The following is a 17,953-nucleotide window of genomic DNA, read 5'->3' on the forward strand; positions in this document are numbered from 1 at the left end:
ACAATTCGTTACCAATAATCTCGAATGTATTTTGTTCAAATTACCCTTCATCTATCTAGCTTACTTTGTAACTTCCCCCAGAACTGCCACCTGTTACTGCCACTTGAGCGTTCTGCGTGATCTCATCTACTACAGCATTCGCGATGGCTTCAGCCATCATGCCAGCCATTGCGAATTCGCCATCGAGCACAAAGCCCTGGGCTTTCAGTTCGGTTTCTAGCTTCTGTTTCAATGATGTTTTACTTAATGCCATTAGTCTTTTCCTGCGAATACGGTGGTTGATACATCGACATGCGGTTTACCCATGAAGGGGCAAATGCTCGCGCCAGTGCACACGCCTTTTCCGCCATTGAATTTGATGGTGTCGGCGTCTTCGGTGATGTTTTTAGCTTTGATGGTTCTAGCGCCTTTGACGGTTTCGGTGTGATTACCATCAATTTCAGCGATTCGATTTTCTAGTATTTTGATTTGTTGAGTAAGGCATTCAAGCTTGTCGGCTTGGTCGGTCTTACGCTCGAAGTTGCCTTTCTGGTCCACCAATTGATACACACCTTTGCGCTGTTGGTATCGGCTTTCACCTTCTTTGATGCCTGGTAGCTTGAATCCCAGTGGCAGCACGCAACGAATAAAGGGCTTATCTGGTTGACCGAACATGAAACCGAGTTCAACAATACTGCCGATAGCCGGTGGCTCTAAACGGCCAGCATGGTCGCCTAGACCAGGAACGGGAAGCGGCACCGCTTGCAGTGGTGACTTATCTTCATACTCCATGCCTTTTTCATCGAGTAGCTGAACATCTACCGCGTAATGTGGGTAAAAGCGATCGGATAAATCGCCCTCTTCAGGCAACTCTGGTAGTGCTACGACCTTTCCCCAACGGGGTAAGTGCCATCGCCCTGTGAATTCAGGGAACAACCTAAAGATGATGCGCTTGATGGTATTCACATCCATGTTAGCTTTGCCTCCGTCCCTTCAAACTCGACACCCACTAATCGAAGCCCATTAACCAAAACACCTGGCTTGAGCTTTGGGATAGCCGGTATCTTTACCGATTTGTTGGCGGTGTGGTTAGTCATGAGTGCATTGGGCAAAGTGATCGGCTTATCTGCCCAAAATGAGTCAGGCCAGCTGCCGACATACACTTGGCCATTGCCTTGCTGCTGCCAGAACAAATCATCAATGCTAAATGCCTGGGCTAGCTCATCGATGACTCGATACCCATTACCATCACTGTAGAAACAAGGAATAGCCGTTTTACTGTAAGCCTTCTCGGGTACCACAAATTGAAGCCCCGTTTTATTGGTGACCTCGCTCAGCAGCTGCATAAGTGTGGGGTGGCGCAATATGATATTGAGCGGTTTATAGAGAATGGCCGCGAGCTCACGGCAAAATACTTTCGACCACCCTTTTTCAGCAGGTTGAACGCGTTCGATGTAACCCAAGAAGACGCGAGTAATGTCATCACCCCAGCCTAAGTCGATAGCGATGAGCGTGCTTGGTTCAGGGTTGCCTTCAACCGAAAGCTCACAACGACCAGGCGTATTTTCACTGAAGACAATACGATGGCTTTTAACCTTAGTTTTCTCTTTACCTAGGTAAGCGCGACAAAGAAACTTGTTGTTGGTTGTCATTGGCCACGCCCTCGTTTAAGCCAGCGCATTATCCACGCTTTTCAGTACCTTCATGACGCCCGTTAATTCCACTTGCGTGCCTGGCGGTACATCGTCGGTTTGTCCTGTTTCAACCGGTGTATTCACACCCTGCACTTTTTGCTGCGCTGCAGGTTTATCCTGTTGACGCTGTTCGACTCGCTCTGGCACCGATAGGTGTTCGACCAGCTCAAACGAGACACTCCACTGACGATGAGACTCTTGCTCATCAGCACGAACCACCCCTTGGAATTTCACCTGGCGAATTTTCAACGCCTCAGCTGTTTTATTACTGATACGATAGATTTGGCGCGCGTCGCTTTCTTGCGCTTCGGCCATACTGAACAAGTTAGTCAGCAACTGATTTTTGGTAAAAGGGATCACGCCTTTCACCGTCAGTATTTTACCCTTGCTGCCTGTTTCCGCTTGGTCAGTCGCCGAGGTTTGGCCGGACATGTCTTGTCCGGCCAATTGCTGACGAACGCTAATACGTAGGTTCTTTAGTGGGAGTTGGGTTCCGTTTAGGGTTAGCATAACTTCCCTTAAAATACAGGATTGTTAGGCCAGACCACATCATCCGGTTCACTATACGTTTGCGGAATGTCAGCAAGCGTTTGAACGTATACATCGAGCACTGAAAGTTGAACGGTCGATAGTGTAGTTGGATTGTCTGCATCATCTGCGATTTTACCATTACGAAGTTCACGATGATGACGGAGGTATGCCCCATCAGTTTCTAACAGTAGCTTGTTTCGTTTTTTTCGAACAGACTGCCACTTTTCATTGCTTAGCGCTGCATCAATCACCGACTTGGGAACATCGGCCAATAGTAGTTCCTTTTCAGGCCAATTTTCATAACGTTTTCCGTTATAAATTAATGAGATCATTTATACCACCTGCGAAAAATCGCTCGTTGAAAAAATATTCCTTGGCGAGCCATCCGGAAAATACGAAACGCCATGTACTAGATCTTTAAGTAAGACACCTTCGGGAAGCGTAAAAATGTTCACATCTATCAATGTAGGTGTTGATGCTGAATACAGTAGATAAGGGCTGACTGTTGACTCATTGATTTCGACCGTCGAGTGGCTCATTAAAATCTCAGCAAAACCACCACACACAGTAGGGTTAGCCATCAACCACAAATCACCCAAATTTAAGTTAACACGAAACATTAACACTCGGTTTGCTGAGCTGTCAGACCGCGCAAATAATGCGTTATCACGAGTTGCCACCGTTACATTGCCGTCAAGTAGCGCAGTTTTAACGGGACCGTTATGAATATGTACTTTTGATAGCCCACTAATTTTAAAATTACCTGCTGAGCCGCCAGCGTTCGTTGATTGATTAAATTCAAAGCTATTTAATTTGATCGAAAGAAACTTGTTTCTCACTAAAATCTGTTCCGAAAAATCTAGATTAGCGAGCAACTCAATCGTTGCCCCACCGAACTCAGGAATCAGTGCAACGGCTCTCGACATGGTTTTAACAGCATCACCATTCGACATTCCCATATTGGCATCATCACCAGTGTTAGGATTAAGGTGCAGCGTTTTACTCAACTCTGTATTTATTGCCTTTGGGATAGCTGCTCTAACTTCCGCAATAGCTGTATCTGTTCGCTGCTCAGCCTCAACAACCTTCTGGTCCACATCTGCCATCTTCCCAGAAACTTCGTCTGCCAACTCTCGGCTTTCTTGCGTTTGGGCCATCGACAGATCTACAGCTTGCTGCAACAGCTGCTCAATATTTTGATTAACCATTTTGTTTCTCCAATGCATTCAATCGTTCAGTGATTTGAATGTTCTTGTGATAAAGCTCGATAATGTGTTTTTGAGAAGCAAAGTGATTTGCTGCTAAAGACACCACCATCGTGTCAAAGTAATTAATTTTGTCTGAATAATTGAATTGCCATGTTTCGGCTGGCACGGTGATATTCGTGATAGATTGTGCGCCCGAGAACTTAAGCAAGAAGTTACGCGTTAAGTTGTTCCCTTCTTCACCAGTCAGTTCGTTATTTTTGCGTTTAGACTGAACCACCATGTGGTTAGCAGACACCAACACACCTTCTTCACTGAGTAACCCAAGCCAATTAAAATCAAAGTTACCCACTGTGTTATCCAAAATGAGTGAGTAAACCACTTCATTCAAATTCACATACGCGCTACGTGTTGGGGCCATTCTTAGTCGAATTTGGTTGCTTGGAGGCAACGACTGATTTCTTTCTGGCGGCACTGAAGGATCAACACCTGGCATGTAAGCCAAAACAAACTCTGCGATTTCTAGTGGAACTTCCGCTTGCTGCTTTTGTGCAATAAGCTGTTCGCCCGCGATAGTAATGACTGCCATATTTTTATCCTATTGAAGCGGAGTAGGTTTCATGGGTATGGCTGAACTCAGCGACCGAAACATGAAAATTAGCGGTAGTGGTCACATCAAAGCTGTATCGTCGGCATGTTCGCCCATATTGCCTTACAATGGCATCCATCAAACCAGGTACATCGTTAATGTCCCCATCATTTACTTTGACGCTCACGATATCCCATGGGTAATAGTTCAGCCTTTCATCAATTTTGATGTGTGGATAACCGAGTTTGGCAAACATATCTTCCCAACCCACTTCGGAGCCGCCACCTGCCGCAAAGGAGTATGCAAAGTTCACCCGTATGCGATAAATTTCTTCTGGCTCCTCAGGAAGTCGCTCTATGTCTCGTTGCCAAGCAATCAAGTCCACAAACTCAATGGGAGCCACCATCGGATCTAATTGCTGCAGCGGCCACTCCAACACGGCTTTGATTGCATCCCAGTATCCAAGAAGGACGTTTGCTAATTTGAGTATTTCCCCTTTACCCATCCAGTGCTTTAACTTAAATTCAGGCAGTTGCAATGGTCACCCCCAAGCTACTAATGCGAGGTACTTCCATACCATTGGCAATATCAGCATTATCGAATTCAATCGACTCAAGTTCAGGGAACTGGCCGTGAAGCTCTTGCGCCAATCTTGAAAAACTAAAGCGCGATGATGGTTTAGTTTTCGTCGCCTTGTAGTCCGTGTTCTGCCTAAATGCTGAACCAATGAATAGACCGATATCCGTTTCTAGTTCTTGCCTTTCCTTTCCGGTTAACACTCGACCAACCCATACTTTGCATGTCACATCAATGAGGTTACCTGGCATCGCATACACAAGAAGATCATCACCATGACCGTGGTTACCATCACGATTGATATGCTTGTTTAAGTCACTGAGCATTTGGGGGGATGGCTCACCAGAGTCCAACAAAATGAAAGCGTTGGCTGAACCAGCCCCACGTGGCGCGTTATGCTCAAAGTAAACATTTTCACTATTGATACCCGCTCGTAGCATGAGCAATGAACGGTAAGCTGCATCTATATGCCATTTAGCAACACCACTGAATTGATTACGGATACGTACTCGAAGCTGATCATCAGTCTCTTCATCTGCCCCGGCTTCAATTAGCCAATCAGCCGAGTTTACAACTTGTCCTATGCCAGGTACCGCAGTAGCAAAAATATGATAGTAACCTTCACCAAGGTTATAGGCCGCACCTTCATGTTCTGCTTCCACTTCACCAATAACCGACAGCTCATTTTCAGGTAGCGTGGTGTCTTCTTTTAACACCACTCGATAAACAGTGCCGTTTATTGGGTCTGTCTGAATAGATATTCCTTTAGCAAGGGTAATAACTGGCCCCTTTGATGCAGCGCGATGAAACACTACTTGACCCACTGCTTTCGTTGCAGGTTTTCGCAATACATTGAATTGCCAAGCCCATAAGTCGAGCCATTTACCGACTGCAGTTGCAACAAACATATTCGGCAGAACATACCCAACCAAAAACGTATTGATAAGCCACACTGTTGGGCTGATCACCATGGTTTCAATCAAACGCCAAAACGGGGAGTACTTAGAATCGTTAGCAACGATGCTACCTTGCTTCTTTGCTTCTTCTATCAGCACCGCCTTCCATTGGTCTTCATCAAGCGGTAACCCCGCCTTTTCAGCAAGCTCGGTAAAGTTCGGTTTCGGGATATCAGTCAAAGTTCACCTCTGTGCTTACGCTGCCAAAGCGCACCGTTTCTGAAAAAATATAAATTTGCCCATCGTTCACTTCTTCGATGCGAACCGTACCAGGCACCAAACGAACGTCTTCTTCGACCAGCAGTTCAAGTTGCGTGCGCGCGTCCGCTTTTTTCGCGGGACTACGTTCAGCTATCAAATGGATCGCGACATTACTTTCAATAATCGCGTGTTTAATGTCTTGAGCAATCACCGCACGATCATGAATCAACACCGGGTTACGGCCTGCATCGAGGACCACGTCACCGTTTTCAATGAGAATGTCTTGATATAGGTACTCCGCCATTAGCCCGCTGCCATTTCTAGTTCGCTCGCCATGTCTTGTGGGCTACTCATGTAAGTGGGATAAATCGCAACACCCCCGTAATTGGTTGAACTCGTTTGGTAACTCGCAATACTCTTGGCCGCGCCACCTAACTGGACTTGAGCTTGAGGCGCGGCGCTTTGCACTGACTTAGATTTCACTTCTAAATCATCACTTTCATTGCCAAAGCCAGGTAGCCAATCAACAAGCCCTTTTAGGTTTTCCCAAATCCCCGCCAACTTATCCGTAAACCAACTAAAGACACTGCCAAAGACATTTCGCATCGAGTCGGCCATTTGTCCAATGAAGGCAAAGCCAGTGGTATCAGTAAAACCACTCATTACCCATTGCCAACCTGCTGACAGGAATTGAAACAGCGTTTGAAATGGTAACGTCAGTAGCTCTAACGCCCCTGAAATTACGGAAAACCACCCAGTATCTGCCATTTCTACTTTCAGCATCTGCCAACCAAAAACCAAGCTTCTAAATCCGTTGATTAACGAATTCACCATCTGACCAATAAACGTAAAACCACTGGTATCGGTAAAGCCACTCATCACCCATTGCCAACCGGCTTTGATAAACTCAAACAGTGTTCTAAATGGCAGCGTAACTAACGCGATTGCGCCTTCTAACACTTGAAACCAGGTCGTATCACCAAACGACGCTTTCAGGTCGGCCCAGTAATAAATCAGAGCCCCAACCGCTGCAATGGCGGCCACAACACCGGCAGCAATTAAGAAAATAGGGTTAGCCAGTAACGCCACCGACAGTTTCAAGAGTGCCCATGTAGCGCCCATCACCCCTTTTGATAATCCCCACATCGCCACCGTGACGGTTTTGGTCACACCAACACCTAAAGTCATCGTTGCCCATGCTACTTTCAAAGCGCCAGATATCATGGTCAACAGGCCACCTGCAGCCACCAAGCCCAAAAGAGCTACGCCAGCAAAGCCAATGTATTTGGTGAGATTTGGGAACATCTGTGTCCATTCGATGATTTCCATCGCGCCATCAGACAAACTTGAAACCACAGGTAAAAGAGCGGGCAACAATGCTGCGCCAAAGGCCGTTCGCACCGCAAACACGCCTTGCTCTAGCCGTTCCCATTGGTCGGTCATGGCGCCAGCCATTTGTTCGGCGACATCCAAACCCTTAACTTCGCCAAGCTCAGAAATAGAGTTGGCAAGACCATCCGTGTTTTGCATCAGCAGCTGGATCATGGCCGACGCTTCTTTGGTACCAAACGCGTTACTCAGTTCTGCCGCTTCTGCTACCGAAATCGTGTCACCGTAACGGCCTTTAATTTGGTTAAGAATGTCGACAATAGGCAGCATCTGCCCTTGAGCATTAGTGAACTGCATGTTCAATGCTTCTTGAGCTTTTGCGGTACCCGCCAAGAACGAGCGGTATTTTGTGCCCGCTTCGCTGCCACTCATCGTGGCTTGCAACGTACCGAGAATCGCCATTTGCTCGGTCATGCCGACACCAACAGAGGTCGCCGCCGCTCCAACAGAGGTAAACGCAGAAGACATACCAGCGCCAGTCGTTTTGAACATCTGCACAGCTCTGGCCGTTTGACCACCTAGCGTGTTCACCCAATCCGCTTTGCCCATTTCATTGGCCGAGTTTTGAAAAATGCCATACATGGTCCCAACGTAATTGGTGATGGTTCCAGTATCCGCTTTCGTTGCAGCCGCGAGCACACCCGACGCTCTCGTAAACTCAGACAGCTCGTTACCTCCTAATCCAGCAATCGCGGATTGGATATCATAAGAAGCGGCCACAAACTCCGTCGCTGACTTTCCATAATCCACAGAGAATTTCATTGCCGTTTGAGCAAGGGTTTTGAGTTGGTCATCAGCAACGCCGAGTGACTTGACTTCACCGAGCTTTCTATCCATTTCAATGGCTGGCATTAAAGCTTGTTGCAGGGCAAAACCTGCGCCTACCATGCCAGCTGCGCCCGAAACCATAGTTTGAGTACCTTGTTTGTAGGTATTCGTGACATCGGATATTTGGCGCTGAATGTTGCCTAGAGGTTTTGATATCTGGTCAATCAATCCAACTTGAAATCTGAGCGCTTCAGGTAACATCAACCACTCTCTTTATGCTGATTAGAGTTAGGCGCCAAAAGCTTTGGCCACCCCACTTGCAGTAACGGCTTGCATGTTTTCCCAATGGTTCTTCTCTAACCAAATCGCATAGGCAAGATTTTGATCAGTATCAGGGGCATCGGGTAGCCACTTACGCCGCCACGCATACATCTTTTGCCTGTCACTGCCATCAATGGCCGCGACAAGCGCATCTATTTTTTTACGGAGATAACAAGCTTCGGCGTGTACTCTTTAAGAACCGCACCATAAATCTGCATTGCTGCACCGGCGTTCTCTTTAGTCATCTCACGCAGTGCGTCTTTTGAACCTTCACTCACACAGCTCATCAAAAAGTTGTGTGCTGCCGCGCTTGCATCACCCGAAAGGATGGTATTTTGCGCTTCGTCGTATTCTGCCGGTGTTGGGTTGAATTCAAGGTCGGCTGTTCCAACGGTTAAAACAATGGATTTTGTCATGCTGCTTCTCGCTTTAGTGATTCATAAATTCGGGTGAGTCCGGTTTCAAGTTGACGCTCAAGTCGCTCAAAACCATCCTTCACTTCTTCTTTGGTGGCGTAGCTCTCCGCCACATGGGTTTTATAATCAGCAAGCTCTTTCGAAAGAGAAAACAGCTTGCTAATCAATGCACCGATCAACATCACCAACAAAGTGGCAAGGGCGACCAGCGCAGATAACCAAGTCGGGTCCATCTAACCCCCTTTTACCGCCTGCTTTAGTCCACCAATTAGGCTAAACGGCTTTTGCCCCGCAGTGATTTGCTTATCTACGGAACGTTTGTGGATGTTCACACCAAGTACAGCCAGAGCAACAGAAATCAATGGTGTCAGCGCGACAATAGCATTGACGACATTGGCCGCTTCTTTGGGCTCCATAATCATCACAACAAACAGTCCAAAGAACATCAGCGCCCAACTCAAACACAAGGTGTAACCCCAAGTAGGACGCCAACGCCTTACAAATGGATCATGACTCGCCATTTCTACTTTCATTGTTGAGGCTTGTTGGGCTATGGCAAGCTTACGTTCTTCACTTTCCAGTTCAGCATGTTGAAAGGCAAATTCACGAAGCTTTACCCGTTCATCAGACTCAAGCTGTTTAATTTTCAATAACGCTTCTGGGTTATTGATAAGTGCCTGTTCAATGGCTTTCGGGCTGCTGTCCACTCCAAGTGCACTGGCGACCATTCCCGCAACCGCGCCCCCTGCAGGGCCACCGATAACAGTGCCAATAAGTGGCGCTGCGCTACCAAGTAGTGATTTAATTTTGTCCCACATGATTTAATCCTTAACGATGGTGAGTTTGGCTGGTTTACCGTTCAGCTCTGCCATCAACACTTTGAAAGCGTGACTAGAATTGACAACGGCCCATTCATTTCCGACGAAACCAAAATCGACACCGGGTGCTAAACACCCCTGCAGATCACTCGGTTTATTGGCCTTATGGATCAGCACATGAGTTCGAAGGCTTGGCCCGCTGCGGGTGACGCCTAACATTGGCTCTTCTACTGCGTAACAGTGGCCAAAGCGTGGAGATTGATGCGGCAAAAGGTCGTAAGTGCCTTCAACAATGCAAGATTCACTAGGCTTGTTGTTGAGCATTGGTCGTTCAACCACGCAACAGACTTTGGAACCATCAGGACGATAGAGATACGAATAGGTGCCATGTTCAAAGTAACGGCGTTTCATCAAATAGTGTTTCATCGTTTCATTCGCTCCAATTCGCTTTGGCATTGAGTGCAATATTGGCACCCTGATATGTGTTGGCGGCGAGCTTCTGGAATGGGAACACCGCATTCGCCGCATTCCTGTGCGCTTTCCCGCTGGTTAACTTGCTTAGCCCTTGCCAACTGGTTGGTAAGCGCCACTTCCGTGAATTGGCTTTCAAAGCCACTGGCTTGGTCAAGAACATCAGACATTTCAATCCCTACTTACTGAGTAAACGTTACTGAACCAAATCTTCGGTTTCATCTGGGCGCAAATATGGAACGCCATTGATTTTCACAAAATCTGGACTGGTCACTTCGAACGGCAACTTATGGACTAATGCACTGCCACCATTGGAATCCGCATCGAGTAAGTCTGAGATTTTCAGACGACAACCAAAGGCTTCAATCTTCAATTCGTCTTTATCAATTTTGCCGTAGAACAAGGCATCAAAGTCCGGCATACCGCGCCAAGAGCCGGCGCTTTTAGCGGCTTTGCCTAATCGGTTAAATTGCTGCGTGGTCAGTTCCATTTCACCACTGGCGGCCACATCACCATCGACATAGCCGTCAGGCACACCATTGGTTTTGTTGACGGCAGAATTATCTTCAATCGACAGCGTGACCTTTTGCGCGGTGAGCTTGTAGTCACCCATTGAAAAGTGCATGTTCTTGCCAGAAATACGCATGCTCATGGTTACGCCTCCGTATCTGCAGGGTTAGAGAGATCAAGCCCAATGTTCACAACAATTTGTTTCGGGCAGTTGTGTGGCGTGACCATCAAACCAATCACGACTTTTGTTTTGCTTTGCCACGTGATGGTGACGTCTTGATCGCTTGGTGGCATGATTTCACCAGGGAACGGAATGCCACCAATCTCCGTGGTCTTCGACATATCGCGCATGTCTTTGCTGAAGTAAGTGCGGTTAAGTTCGATACTCGGTGGCGTTGAATTCAGGATGCGGTCAGCAATACGGCGGATCGCTTTGATGCGAACGCGGCGATTCAGTTTGTGAACCGGACGAACGTATTCTAGATATTGATAGTCCCCGCCCTTCGCTTCCAACGTAGTCGCGTCTGTCCAATACACCCCTTCCATGTCGGCATACCATTGCGGCAATGAATAGCGCGCATCGGCTAACACTGCGATGGTGCTCATTTCCAGTGGTTTACCTGCGCTATCAATAGGCATTTCACCAAGCCCCAACACGCTGCCCGTTGCTACTCGCATTGGACTGTCGGCGACAGTCACCGCTCGATCGCACAAGCGCCCACCCAACACACCAATGTTATTGCCATTGAGCATCGGCACAGGCGTCACCATATTGGCCGACACATCTTTCACTAACGCCAATAGACTGGTTTCGTATTTCGCCCAAGTTTGCTTACTCTTATCGATGCCAGGACACGCCGCTAAGAAGAACACCCAACGGCCAAGCTTGCTGGTGAGCTCAGTCGCTTTACTTTGCATCGCTTGAAAATCTGCTTTGCTGGTCACGATGTCCACCACACAAACCCCTTCAAACGAGTCCGTGCGATTAGCAATATCAACCGCTTCCTGCCACGTTTTACCTTCAGCGAGACCAAACACGGCGCCTGTCCAGTTCTGTTTCCCATTGAGCTGCGCCGCTTTGAGGTTAGCGCCCAGAGCGTCATCGGCTACGACCTCATCAAGGTTGGTCATGTTATTCACACGCGTGACTTTGCCTTGCAGTTCAGCTTTATCGGTACGCCCGATATAAAGCAGGTGGCGTTCAATTTCTGGGATCCCGCCTTGCCCTAAATTGAGGTTGTTAACCTCTACCTTTCCGGTTGCCATTGGTTATTTCCTCGCTTATTTTCGCTTTCTGGCCTGCTCAAAAATGGTGATGAGTTGGCGGGTGACTTCGCGTTCCTTACTGCCTAATATCTGACGTTCTTTTAAGGGGATATCCCAAGTCGACACACTCGGTTGATTGCTCAACTCACGAATAATTTGTCCTGCTTGCCCGTGGGTTACGGTAGCCATCAACAACTTGAGTGTGGGTTTCTTCCTTCCCTTGCCACTCTTACGCGGGACCGTGTAACCCAGTTCCCTCAGTTTTCTCGCTTGCCCTTTAGAGCAAGGCGCAGAATAGTTTGGTTTTCCCCACCGCTTTTGCATTTGGCGCTTGGTCATTTTTTGCTTTTGACCAAGGTGATGCCTGGCTGCAATTTTTGCGGTGAGCGGATTGCTCCAAGTTAGGTCGAGCGTATTGGCGTTTCTTACATAGGGGGTCAACCCCTTGGCCATACGTCGCATGACTTTTCCGCGCTTATTCCGTTTCTTCGGTGCTAAGGCTTGGCCGTGAATGTCTTTTTGTTGCTGAATGCGCTTTCGAGTCTTGGCTTTTTCCCAACGCCCTAGGGTTTTCAATATCCAAACACGCTTTCTGGGTGGAAGCGCTAACATGGCAAGCTTTTCTTGCAGGTTGAGCACATCCCTTTGATTGACATTAACTGTCGGCTTCATTCACCAACTCCGCTTCTTCGGCGGTATATATCTCGACGGCTTGAACTCGGTATCGAGTCCCGCGCCAAGTGATCATTCCTGCTTCATCAGGTACCAGTTCTATCGGCTCCATCAGTTCAAGTTCAATACTCACATCGGCCGCTTCGCTGCTGATCACATCCACTGATAAAGTCGGGTCTTCAAGCTCTTGCTCGTTACGCTCTTCTTCATGGTCACTTAACCAGCAAGCAATCAGAGCCAACAAACAGCGTGGGTCTAGTAATTGGTGAGGGAATTCCTCAACCGAGATCACCGCGTTGTATTTCCAGAAACAGGCGATATACCCACCGTTCCCACGGTCTTCACCACTTGGCACTATCGATCCGTTTTCTTGCCACGCATCAATCTTGTTATCGAGAACATTGCTATTGAGGTGACTAACGATGTAATCCGTTAAATGCTCAAGCTTGGTTTTGTTGTAAACCGTGTCGCTCATATCGAATCGATGCCATTAGCACTGCGCCCGAGCAATTGAGAGACATCTTTATTACTTTGAGCTAGGAAACGTGCCGCCTGTTGTGGCTCATCTATCGCCGCGTTGTCCCCTTCTTTACGCCTGTCTTGAGTCGCAAACTCGGGTAACAATTCAGAGTGAGCTCGGCCATACACCGCACGTTTGTACAATGTGGTTTTGGCGATGCTCATTGATGGCGGAATACCATCAACCAACAAGCGATCTAACTTCTCTTGAATATTCAGCGCAGCAATCGTGATGGCTGCAGCAATAGAGTCGTTATCAAACGTATGCGGAATACGGCGTAATTGGCGAAACTCATCGGTCGATAAGCTTGGCCAACCTTCACCAGGTATGGTTTGGTCACTCGTTTTATCCATTTTTCCGCCAAAGCTCATGATTCAACCTTTTTGCTACTGCAGTTAATTAGGGCGCCTCTAGCCACTGAGTCGACGGAATAAGCAGGGTGATGAATCACTTGCTCTTCCTCGTCAGTCGAGGCGCGGTGGCATAGGAGCTGTTTTAAGCTAGAGGTTGTCGCCACTCTCTAATGCTCGGATACGTTGGTCGATGTTATCGATCATGGTGCTAACACCAATCGCGCTGTATTGCTCATGCGCGTTTTGAAGATGAGTTCGCGCTTTCTGTAACGTCGCCACATCTCCGACAGAGGCCGCATGAGGCTTACCTTCATCGTTACGCAGTAGGTACAGGCCCGCGAACTTCAACCATTTAGCCGTTGGCTTTTCGTTGATGCTCCAGTCGTCAGTGACCTTCTCAAATACCTGGGAGAAGTAAGGCTCAATCGATTGGCCTTTGTCTGCCATACGCTCTGACCAAGCCAAGACTTCATCCGCACAGAAGGTGGCAAAATCACGCTTGAATCGTTCTGGTGTATCTAGCCCGCGTTCAATAGCGATATCACACCACTTGATGGCGGTTTCTAGATCTTCGATATCAAAGAGCCAAATCACCATCTGAGTAAATAACGGGTTATCGAACTGCTCGTCACCGGCTAGGTAAGCTTCAATTGCTTCACGATATTTAGGGACCAAAACTTCACGTTTGTGGTTCACCTTTTCATCCTTACGATTGAAGGTTTTTAGCACCTTCAAATCACTTTCGAGTTCAGCTAAAAGCAGGTGAAGGCTGTTAGGATTAGCAACAAACTGTTTCTCAGGTGTCGATTGCTTTTGCTGTTTTGCCAAGGCTTCTTGGCGCAACTTCGCTAATGGACTGGCCATGTCTTCCCCTTAACCTGCGGCTGGCACAATGACAGTGACTTCTTCAATCGCTGCAAACTTGTGGTAATTGCCCACCGCGTAACCTTCCATACGTAGGTATGACGTTTCGAAGCGCTTACGGTCTTCTTCATTACGAGACTTACGCCACTGCGTTCCTTTTTGAGTCAGGATTTGCAGGTTGCTTAAGTTCGTTACCCAAATCATGTCCGGCGGGAAAAATGGCGGTGTATACACCGTTTTAGCTGCAACGGTCTTAGCCAAGCTCTGCGCGGCTTTGTGCTCGGTGGGTACTTCTGCCGATTCCAATAAACGATGCTGCTCCGCGGCCACTAAGTTGCGGCCAATCAGAACAACTAAATCAGGGTCGCCTTGATGCACTTCATGGATAGTGGTGTTAATCAGATCGTTAACCAGTGAATCGAGGTTTCGATATGAACCCTCGGTTGCCCCTGTCGAATCCAATTTCACCGCAGGTAAGACTTGAGCCGGTGCCTTCTCTTTTGCGAGTTGTAGCCAGCCTTTGTTAACGTCTTCACCCATCGGGTTTGCTTTAGGATCCGTACTCTCACCCGCAATGGAGGTGCCATGGAAACCAATACGCAGCTTATCTAAGGCAAAATTACGCGTGATGGCGTTGTTCATCAGCTTCATCCACTGACCTTTACCACCCGAGTTCGCCCAGATTGTCATCGTGATCCAGTTGATATGAGCGCCTGAGTCCGTTTCGGTTAACTCGTAGGTATTGCCACTTTGGTCAAGAGAGCCCATGAAACGACCGTCTTTCACTCGACCTGTCAGCAAGCCACTGTCACCCACATCGATCACTTGACCTTTAATTTGGTCAACCGAGATATTCGAAATACGGTTTAAGAAAGAGTCGGATTCAACAATGGCTTGGCGAAGCTTGGTTTCCATCACAGGCGTGATATTGAATTGCTTAGACGCATCTACAACGCCGCCCGCTTTTGCTACGGCTTGGCAATATTCATCTAAAAATTGAGTCGATACTGCATTGAGCATTTACACGACCTCCACTGTTGATTCGCCGCCGTTGCCTTCTTCACCAGGCTTTTGACCAGGGACTTCTTGCTTAAGCTTTGCGAACTGGGTTTCAAGGTTTTGTACTTGCTCGGCTACAGGAGCAAGCTGCTTCTCTAATTCACTAGAGAACTGCTCCAAAGAGAACGTTTGAATTTCACCTTCGGGTTTGGCTTCGGGTTCATTAGGCGTTTGCGTTTGCAGGTTAAACTCTTGTTTGAGTTCCTCCTTTAGCTCACCTTTCATAATGCCGAACTGCTCTTTCATTGCAGCTTTGAATTGTTCTTCGTTCACTTCTTCTTCCTCTGGTTCAGGATCAGGTTGTGGCTCTGGTTGTTCATCACCAGAATTGAAAAAGGCATTACACAAGGCAAAGAATCGGTCTGTTTTTGAGTAACACTCATCAAGGCTGATTTCTTCCAGTTGGCTGCAACTCAGCTCTGTGGTTTGACCTTCTTGTCGCGAAAACTGAAGTAATGAAACACCAGACGACGCCGGGGAATCGGTCACGGCTAATCCCATCAGGTAGCACTTTCCTTGCCCTTTATAGTCTGGGTTGGGTTCTATGGAGGTAAACAGCTTCTGCCCAAGCTTATTGGCTTCAAGTAAATATTGATTAGGTTCAAGCTTGGCAAACAAGCGCATTTTCCCATCCACTTCTTCAGCTTTTACGGCAAGCACTTTGCCCCAGTTACTTCCGTAACCAGCAAAGCGTTTGTGTTCAGGCCAAATCAAAGCGGTGTATTCACTCAAGGCGTAATTTTCTGCAATCTGCATGAGCCATTCTCGGGTGATCTTACGACCATCAACCGTCGGCCCTTCTGTTGCTACAATTTTCCAATCACTGGTTTTTGCCATTTGAGTTTTTTACCTAGTATTAATTTGTCAGTTAGGTGTTTCTGGCATTCACAATACGCCTTTGATTTACCCGTTTCAGCCACTTCAATTCCGACCAATTCGGATACAGGGCGTATCCGAACCCATCCGAATTTTGCTATGCAATTTAGGTTGTTACCTCGGCGTATGATTGCTTCATGGCATATTCTCCTGAAACACGACACGCGGCCCGTTCCCTTTATTTAAAGGCTTGGACGCCCAATGAAATCGCTTCCGAATTAGGTTTGAACAGCACCAGAATTATTTATCACTGGGCTGACAAATTTGGATGGCGTGATATGTTGCGCGAGCAAACGATTGATGAATCGATAGCGCGTAGAATTGAAACCCTGCTTGAGCTAGAAAACCCAACCAAAGGCCAGCTCGATATGCTTGATAGGCTCATCAAGCACCACGTACAACTTAAGAAATTCCATGCACAAGCTCAGCCAGTTGGAGAGAAACACTCATCTAACGAAACTGAACCTGTAGCTAAAACTAATGGTAAAAGCTCGCGTTCTAATAAGTCTGACGACAAGCAGAAAAAGAAGAAAAGTAAAAAGAAGAACAACATTGTTGAGCTGACCAAAGAGAACTTCGCGACTTGGCATGAATCACTCTTTGAATATCAGCACACGATGCGTAACAACCTGCACCAACGTACGCGTAATATTCTTAAATCTCGTCAGATTGGCGCCACCTATTACTTCAGTGGCGAAGCGTTAGAAGATGCGATTTTGACTGGCGATAACCAGATATTCTTATCCGCTTCTCGCGCCCAGGCAGAAGTATTCAGAAGCTACATTATTGCGATTGGTGAAGAATTTTTAGGTGTTGAATTGACGGGTAACCCGATCATTCTCTCTAACGGGGCTGAGCTCAGATTCTTATCCACCAACTCAAAAACCGCGCAGAGTTATCATGGCCACGTTTATGTGGATGAGTATTTCTGGATCCCGAAATTCGATGAGTTGAACAAGCTCGCGTCAGCTATGGCCACTCATAAGAACTGGCGCAAAACCTACTTCTCTACCCCTTCCGCCAAAACGCACCAGGCTTACACATTTTGGACCGGTGACCAATGGCGCAGAGGCCGTGATACTCGCACCAACATTGAGTTCCCTACCTTTGACGAATACCGAGATGGCGGCCGACTCTGCCCAGACAAGCAATGGCGTTACATAGTCACGATTGAAGATGCAGCTGCAGGCGGCTGTGAGCTTTTTGATATTGATGAACTGCGCGACGAATACAGCAAAGACGATTTTGATAATCTGTTTATGTGTATTTTCGTTGATGGCGCCAGCTCCGTCTTCAAGTTCTCAGCCCTTGAAAAAGCCATGGTGGACATTAGCCGGTGGCAAGACTTCAAGCCCAATGACAAAGACCCCTTCGATCGCCGTGAAGTTTGGTTAGGTTACGACCCAAGCCGAACTCGAGACAATGCTTGCTTAGTTGTGGTAGCACCGCCCATTGTTGCCATTGAAAAATTCAGAGTACTTGAAAAACACTACTGGCGAGGTTTGAACTTTCAGTACCAGGCGCAGCAAGTATCAAAAGTGTTTGAGCGTTATAACGTGAGCTATTTGGGTATTGATACAACAGGCATTGGCGCGGGTGTCTATGACTTGATTAACAAGAAACACCCGCGAGAAACCGTGGCCATTCAATACAGTAATGAGAGTAAGAACCGCTTGGTGATGAAGATGATAGATGTGGTCGAAGCCAACCGCATTCAGTTTGATGCTGAGCACAAAGATATCGCCATGGCATTCATGGCCATCAAGCGAGCGACCACCAATAGTGGTAACAACATGACCTTCAAAGCAGAGCGCAGCGAGTTAACCGGACATGCCGATGCATTCTGGGCGATTTCCCATGCCTGCATTAATGAGCCGCTCGATCACTCTGAAAAACGTAAATCAACTTGGCAGATGTAA

26 protein-coding genes are annotated in these 17,953 nt (G+C 47.4%); 1 reads left to right on the forward strand and 25 read right to left on the reverse strand.

The annotated features are described in order from the left end of the window. Positions 1 to 55 precede the first annotated feature (55 nt). From IQO02_RS16260 to IQO02_RS16380, 25 genes are all read right to left on the reverse strand, one after another. A complete protein-coding gene (locus tag IQO02_RS16260) occupies positions 56 to 253 on the reverse strand; it encodes a hypothetical protein (RefSeq protein WP_193838594.1) in 198 nt (65 codons plus the stop codon). Continuing rightward, entirely contained in the window at positions 253 to 951 is a 699-nt protein-coding gene (locus IQO02_RS16265) for a hypothetical protein (RefSeq protein WP_193838595.1), read from the reverse strand. The genes IQO02_RS16260 and IQO02_RS16265 overlap by 1 nt, the downstream gene beginning before the upstream one ends. Beyond that, positions 942 to 1,631 (reverse strand): hypothetical protein, encoded by a 690-nt coding sequence (locus tag IQO02_RS16270; protein ID WP_193838596.1) that lies wholly within the window; start codon positions 1,629 to 1,631, stop codon positions 942 to 944. Before IQO02_RS16270 ends, IQO02_RS16265 begins: the two co-directional genes overlap by 10 nt. Before the next feature lie 15 nt (positions 1,632 to 1,646). Further along, a complete protein-coding gene (locus IQO02_RS16275; protein WP_193838597.1) occupies positions 1,647 to 2,183 on the reverse strand; it encodes an adenine glycosylase in 537 nt (178 codons plus the stop codon). An 8-nt stretch (positions 2,184 to 2,191) separates the two neighbouring features. Beyond that, positions 2,192 to 2,536, reverse strand: coding sequence for a phage tail assembly chaperone (locus IQO02_RS16280; RefSeq protein ID WP_193838598.1), 345 nt, complete (start codon positions 2,534 to 2,536; stop codon positions 2,192 to 2,194). Beyond that, positions 2,537 to 3,412, reverse strand: coding sequence for a hypothetical protein (locus tag IQO02_RS16285; protein WP_193838599.1), 876 nt, complete (start codon positions 3,410 to 3,412; stop codon positions 2,537 to 2,539). Then, entirely contained in the window at positions 3,405 to 3,998 is a 594-nt protein-coding gene (locus tag IQO02_RS16290) for a phage tail protein (protein WP_193838600.1), read from the reverse strand. The genes IQO02_RS16285 and IQO02_RS16290 overlap by 8 nt, the downstream gene beginning before the upstream one ends. Before the next feature lie 4 nt (positions 3,999 to 4,002). After that, on the reverse strand, positions 4,003 to 4,503 hold the full coding sequence (locus IQO02_RS16295) for a hypothetical protein (RefSeq protein ID WP_193838628.1): 501 nt from the start codon (positions 4,501 to 4,503) through the stop codon (positions 4,003 to 4,005). 19 nt (positions 4,504 to 4,522) lie between these two features. Continuing rightward, the gene (locus tag IQO02_RS16300) at positions 4,523 to 5,710 is read right to left on the reverse strand and encodes a baseplate J/gp47 family protein (protein WP_193838601.1); all 1,188 of its coding nucleotides are present in this window, start codon (positions 5,708 to 5,710) and stop codon (positions 4,523 to 4,525) included. Then, positions 5,703 to 6,035, reverse strand: a complete 333-nt coding sequence (locus tag IQO02_RS16305) for a DUF2590 family protein (protein WP_193838602.1) — start codon at positions 6,033 to 6,035, stop codon at positions 5,703 to 5,705. The genes IQO02_RS16300 and IQO02_RS16305 overlap by 8 nt, the downstream gene beginning before the upstream one ends. Beyond that, positions 6,035 to 8,149, reverse strand: coding sequence for a phage tail tape measure protein (locus tag IQO02_RS16310; RefSeq protein ID WP_193838603.1), 2,115 nt, complete (start codon positions 8,147 to 8,149; stop codon positions 6,035 to 6,037). The genes IQO02_RS16305 and IQO02_RS16310 overlap by 1 nt, the downstream gene beginning before the upstream one ends. 27 nt (positions 8,150 to 8,176) lie before the next feature. Then, positions 8,177 to 8,320 carry a DUF6890 family protein gene (locus IQO02_RS16315; RefSeq protein ID WP_016788155.1) on the reverse strand — a complete coding sequence of 48 codons (144 nt, stop codon included), beginning with the start codon at positions 8,318 to 8,320 and terminating at the stop codon, positions 8,177 to 8,179. Positions 8,321 to 8,361: 41 nt separating this feature from the next. Continuing rightward, positions 8,362 to 8,625, reverse strand: coding sequence for a putative phage tail assembly chaperone (locus IQO02_RS16320; RefSeq protein WP_016789677.1), 264 nt, complete (start codon positions 8,623 to 8,625; stop codon positions 8,362 to 8,364). After that, positions 8,622 to 8,858, reverse strand: coding sequence for a hypothetical protein (locus IQO02_RS16325; RefSeq protein ID WP_016788153.1), 237 nt, complete (start codon positions 8,856 to 8,858; stop codon positions 8,622 to 8,624). The genes IQO02_RS16320 and IQO02_RS16325 overlap by 4 nt, the downstream gene beginning before the upstream one ends. Then, positions 8,859 to 9,443, reverse strand: a complete 585-nt coding sequence (locus tag IQO02_RS16330; RefSeq protein ID WP_016789676.1) for a 3TM-type holin — start codon at positions 9,441 to 9,443, stop codon at positions 8,859 to 8,861. A 3-nt stretch (positions 9,444 to 9,446) separates the two neighbouring features. Next, complete coding sequence (locus IQO02_RS16335; protein ID WP_016788151.1) at positions 9,447 to 9,869, reverse strand: DUF5675 family protein; 423 nt, start codon at positions 9,867 to 9,869, stop codon at positions 9,447 to 9,449. Further along, the gene (locus tag IQO02_RS16340; protein ID WP_016788150.1) at positions 9,866 to 10,084 is read right to left on the reverse strand and encodes a TraR/DksA C4-type zinc finger protein; all 219 of its coding nucleotides are present in this window, start codon (positions 10,082 to 10,084) and stop codon (positions 9,866 to 9,868) included. The genes IQO02_RS16335 and IQO02_RS16340 overlap by 4 nt, the downstream gene beginning before the upstream one ends. A 26-nt stretch (positions 10,085 to 10,110) precedes the next feature. Beyond that, positions 10,111 to 10,566 carry a phage protein gene (locus tag IQO02_RS16345; protein ID WP_016788149.1) on the reverse strand — a complete coding sequence of 152 codons (456 nt, stop codon included), beginning with the start codon at positions 10,564 to 10,566 and terminating at the stop codon, positions 10,111 to 10,113. Positions 10,567 to 10,568: 2 nt separating this feature from the next. After that, the gene (locus IQO02_RS16350; RefSeq protein WP_102576115.1) at positions 10,569 to 11,690 is read right to left on the reverse strand and encodes a DUF2586 domain-containing protein; all 1,122 of its coding nucleotides are present in this window, start codon (positions 11,688 to 11,690) and stop codon (positions 10,569 to 10,571) included. Positions 11,691 to 11,705: 15 nt separating this feature from the next. After that, positions 11,706 to 12,362: a virion morphogenesis protein gene (locus IQO02_RS16355; RefSeq protein ID WP_016796845.1), complete on the reverse strand. Its 657-nt coding sequence runs from the start codon at positions 12,360 to 12,362 to the stop codon at positions 11,706 to 11,708. Further along, positions 12,346 to 12,837: a phage tail protein gene (locus tag IQO02_RS16360; protein WP_016788146.1), complete on the reverse strand. Its 492-nt coding sequence runs from the start codon at positions 12,835 to 12,837 to the stop codon at positions 12,346 to 12,348. The genes IQO02_RS16355 and IQO02_RS16360 overlap by 17 nt, the downstream gene beginning before the upstream one ends. Beyond that, on the reverse strand, positions 12,834 to 13,253 hold the full coding sequence (locus tag IQO02_RS16365; protein ID WP_016796846.1) for a head completion/stabilization protein: 420 nt from the start codon (positions 13,251 to 13,253) through the stop codon (positions 12,834 to 12,836). Before IQO02_RS16365 ends, IQO02_RS16360 begins: the two co-directional genes overlap by 4 nt. A 129-nt stretch (positions 13,254 to 13,382) precedes the next feature. Further along, a complete protein-coding gene (gene gpM / locus IQO02_RS16370) occupies positions 13,383 to 14,099 on the reverse strand; it encodes a phage terminase small subunit (RefSeq protein ID WP_016788144.1) in 717 nt (238 codons plus the stop codon). A gap of 9 nt (positions 14,100 to 14,108) precedes the next feature. Beyond that, on the reverse strand, positions 14,109 to 15,119 hold the full coding sequence (locus IQO02_RS16375) for a phage major capsid protein, P2 family (protein WP_193838604.1): 1,011 nt from the start codon (positions 15,117 to 15,119) through the stop codon (positions 14,109 to 14,111). Continuing rightward, positions 15,120 to 15,995: a GPO family capsid scaffolding protein gene (locus IQO02_RS16380; RefSeq protein ID WP_017083973.1), complete on the reverse strand. Its 876-nt coding sequence runs from the start codon at positions 15,993 to 15,995 to the stop codon at positions 15,120 to 15,122. A gap of 176 nt (positions 15,996 to 16,171) precedes the next feature. On the opposite strand from IQO02_RS16380, the gene IQO02_RS16385 reads away from it, so the two are divergent. Then, positions 16,172 to 17,953, forward strand: a complete 1,782-nt coding sequence (locus IQO02_RS16385; RefSeq protein WP_193838605.1) for a terminase large subunit domain-containing protein — start codon at positions 16,172 to 16,174, stop codon at positions 17,951 to 17,953.

This window comes from Vibrio sp. OPT24 (assembly GCF_015163545.1).
Taxonomy (GTDB): domain Bacteria; phylum Pseudomonadota; class Gammaproteobacteria; order Enterobacterales; family Vibrionaceae; genus Vibrio; species Vibrio cyclitrophicus.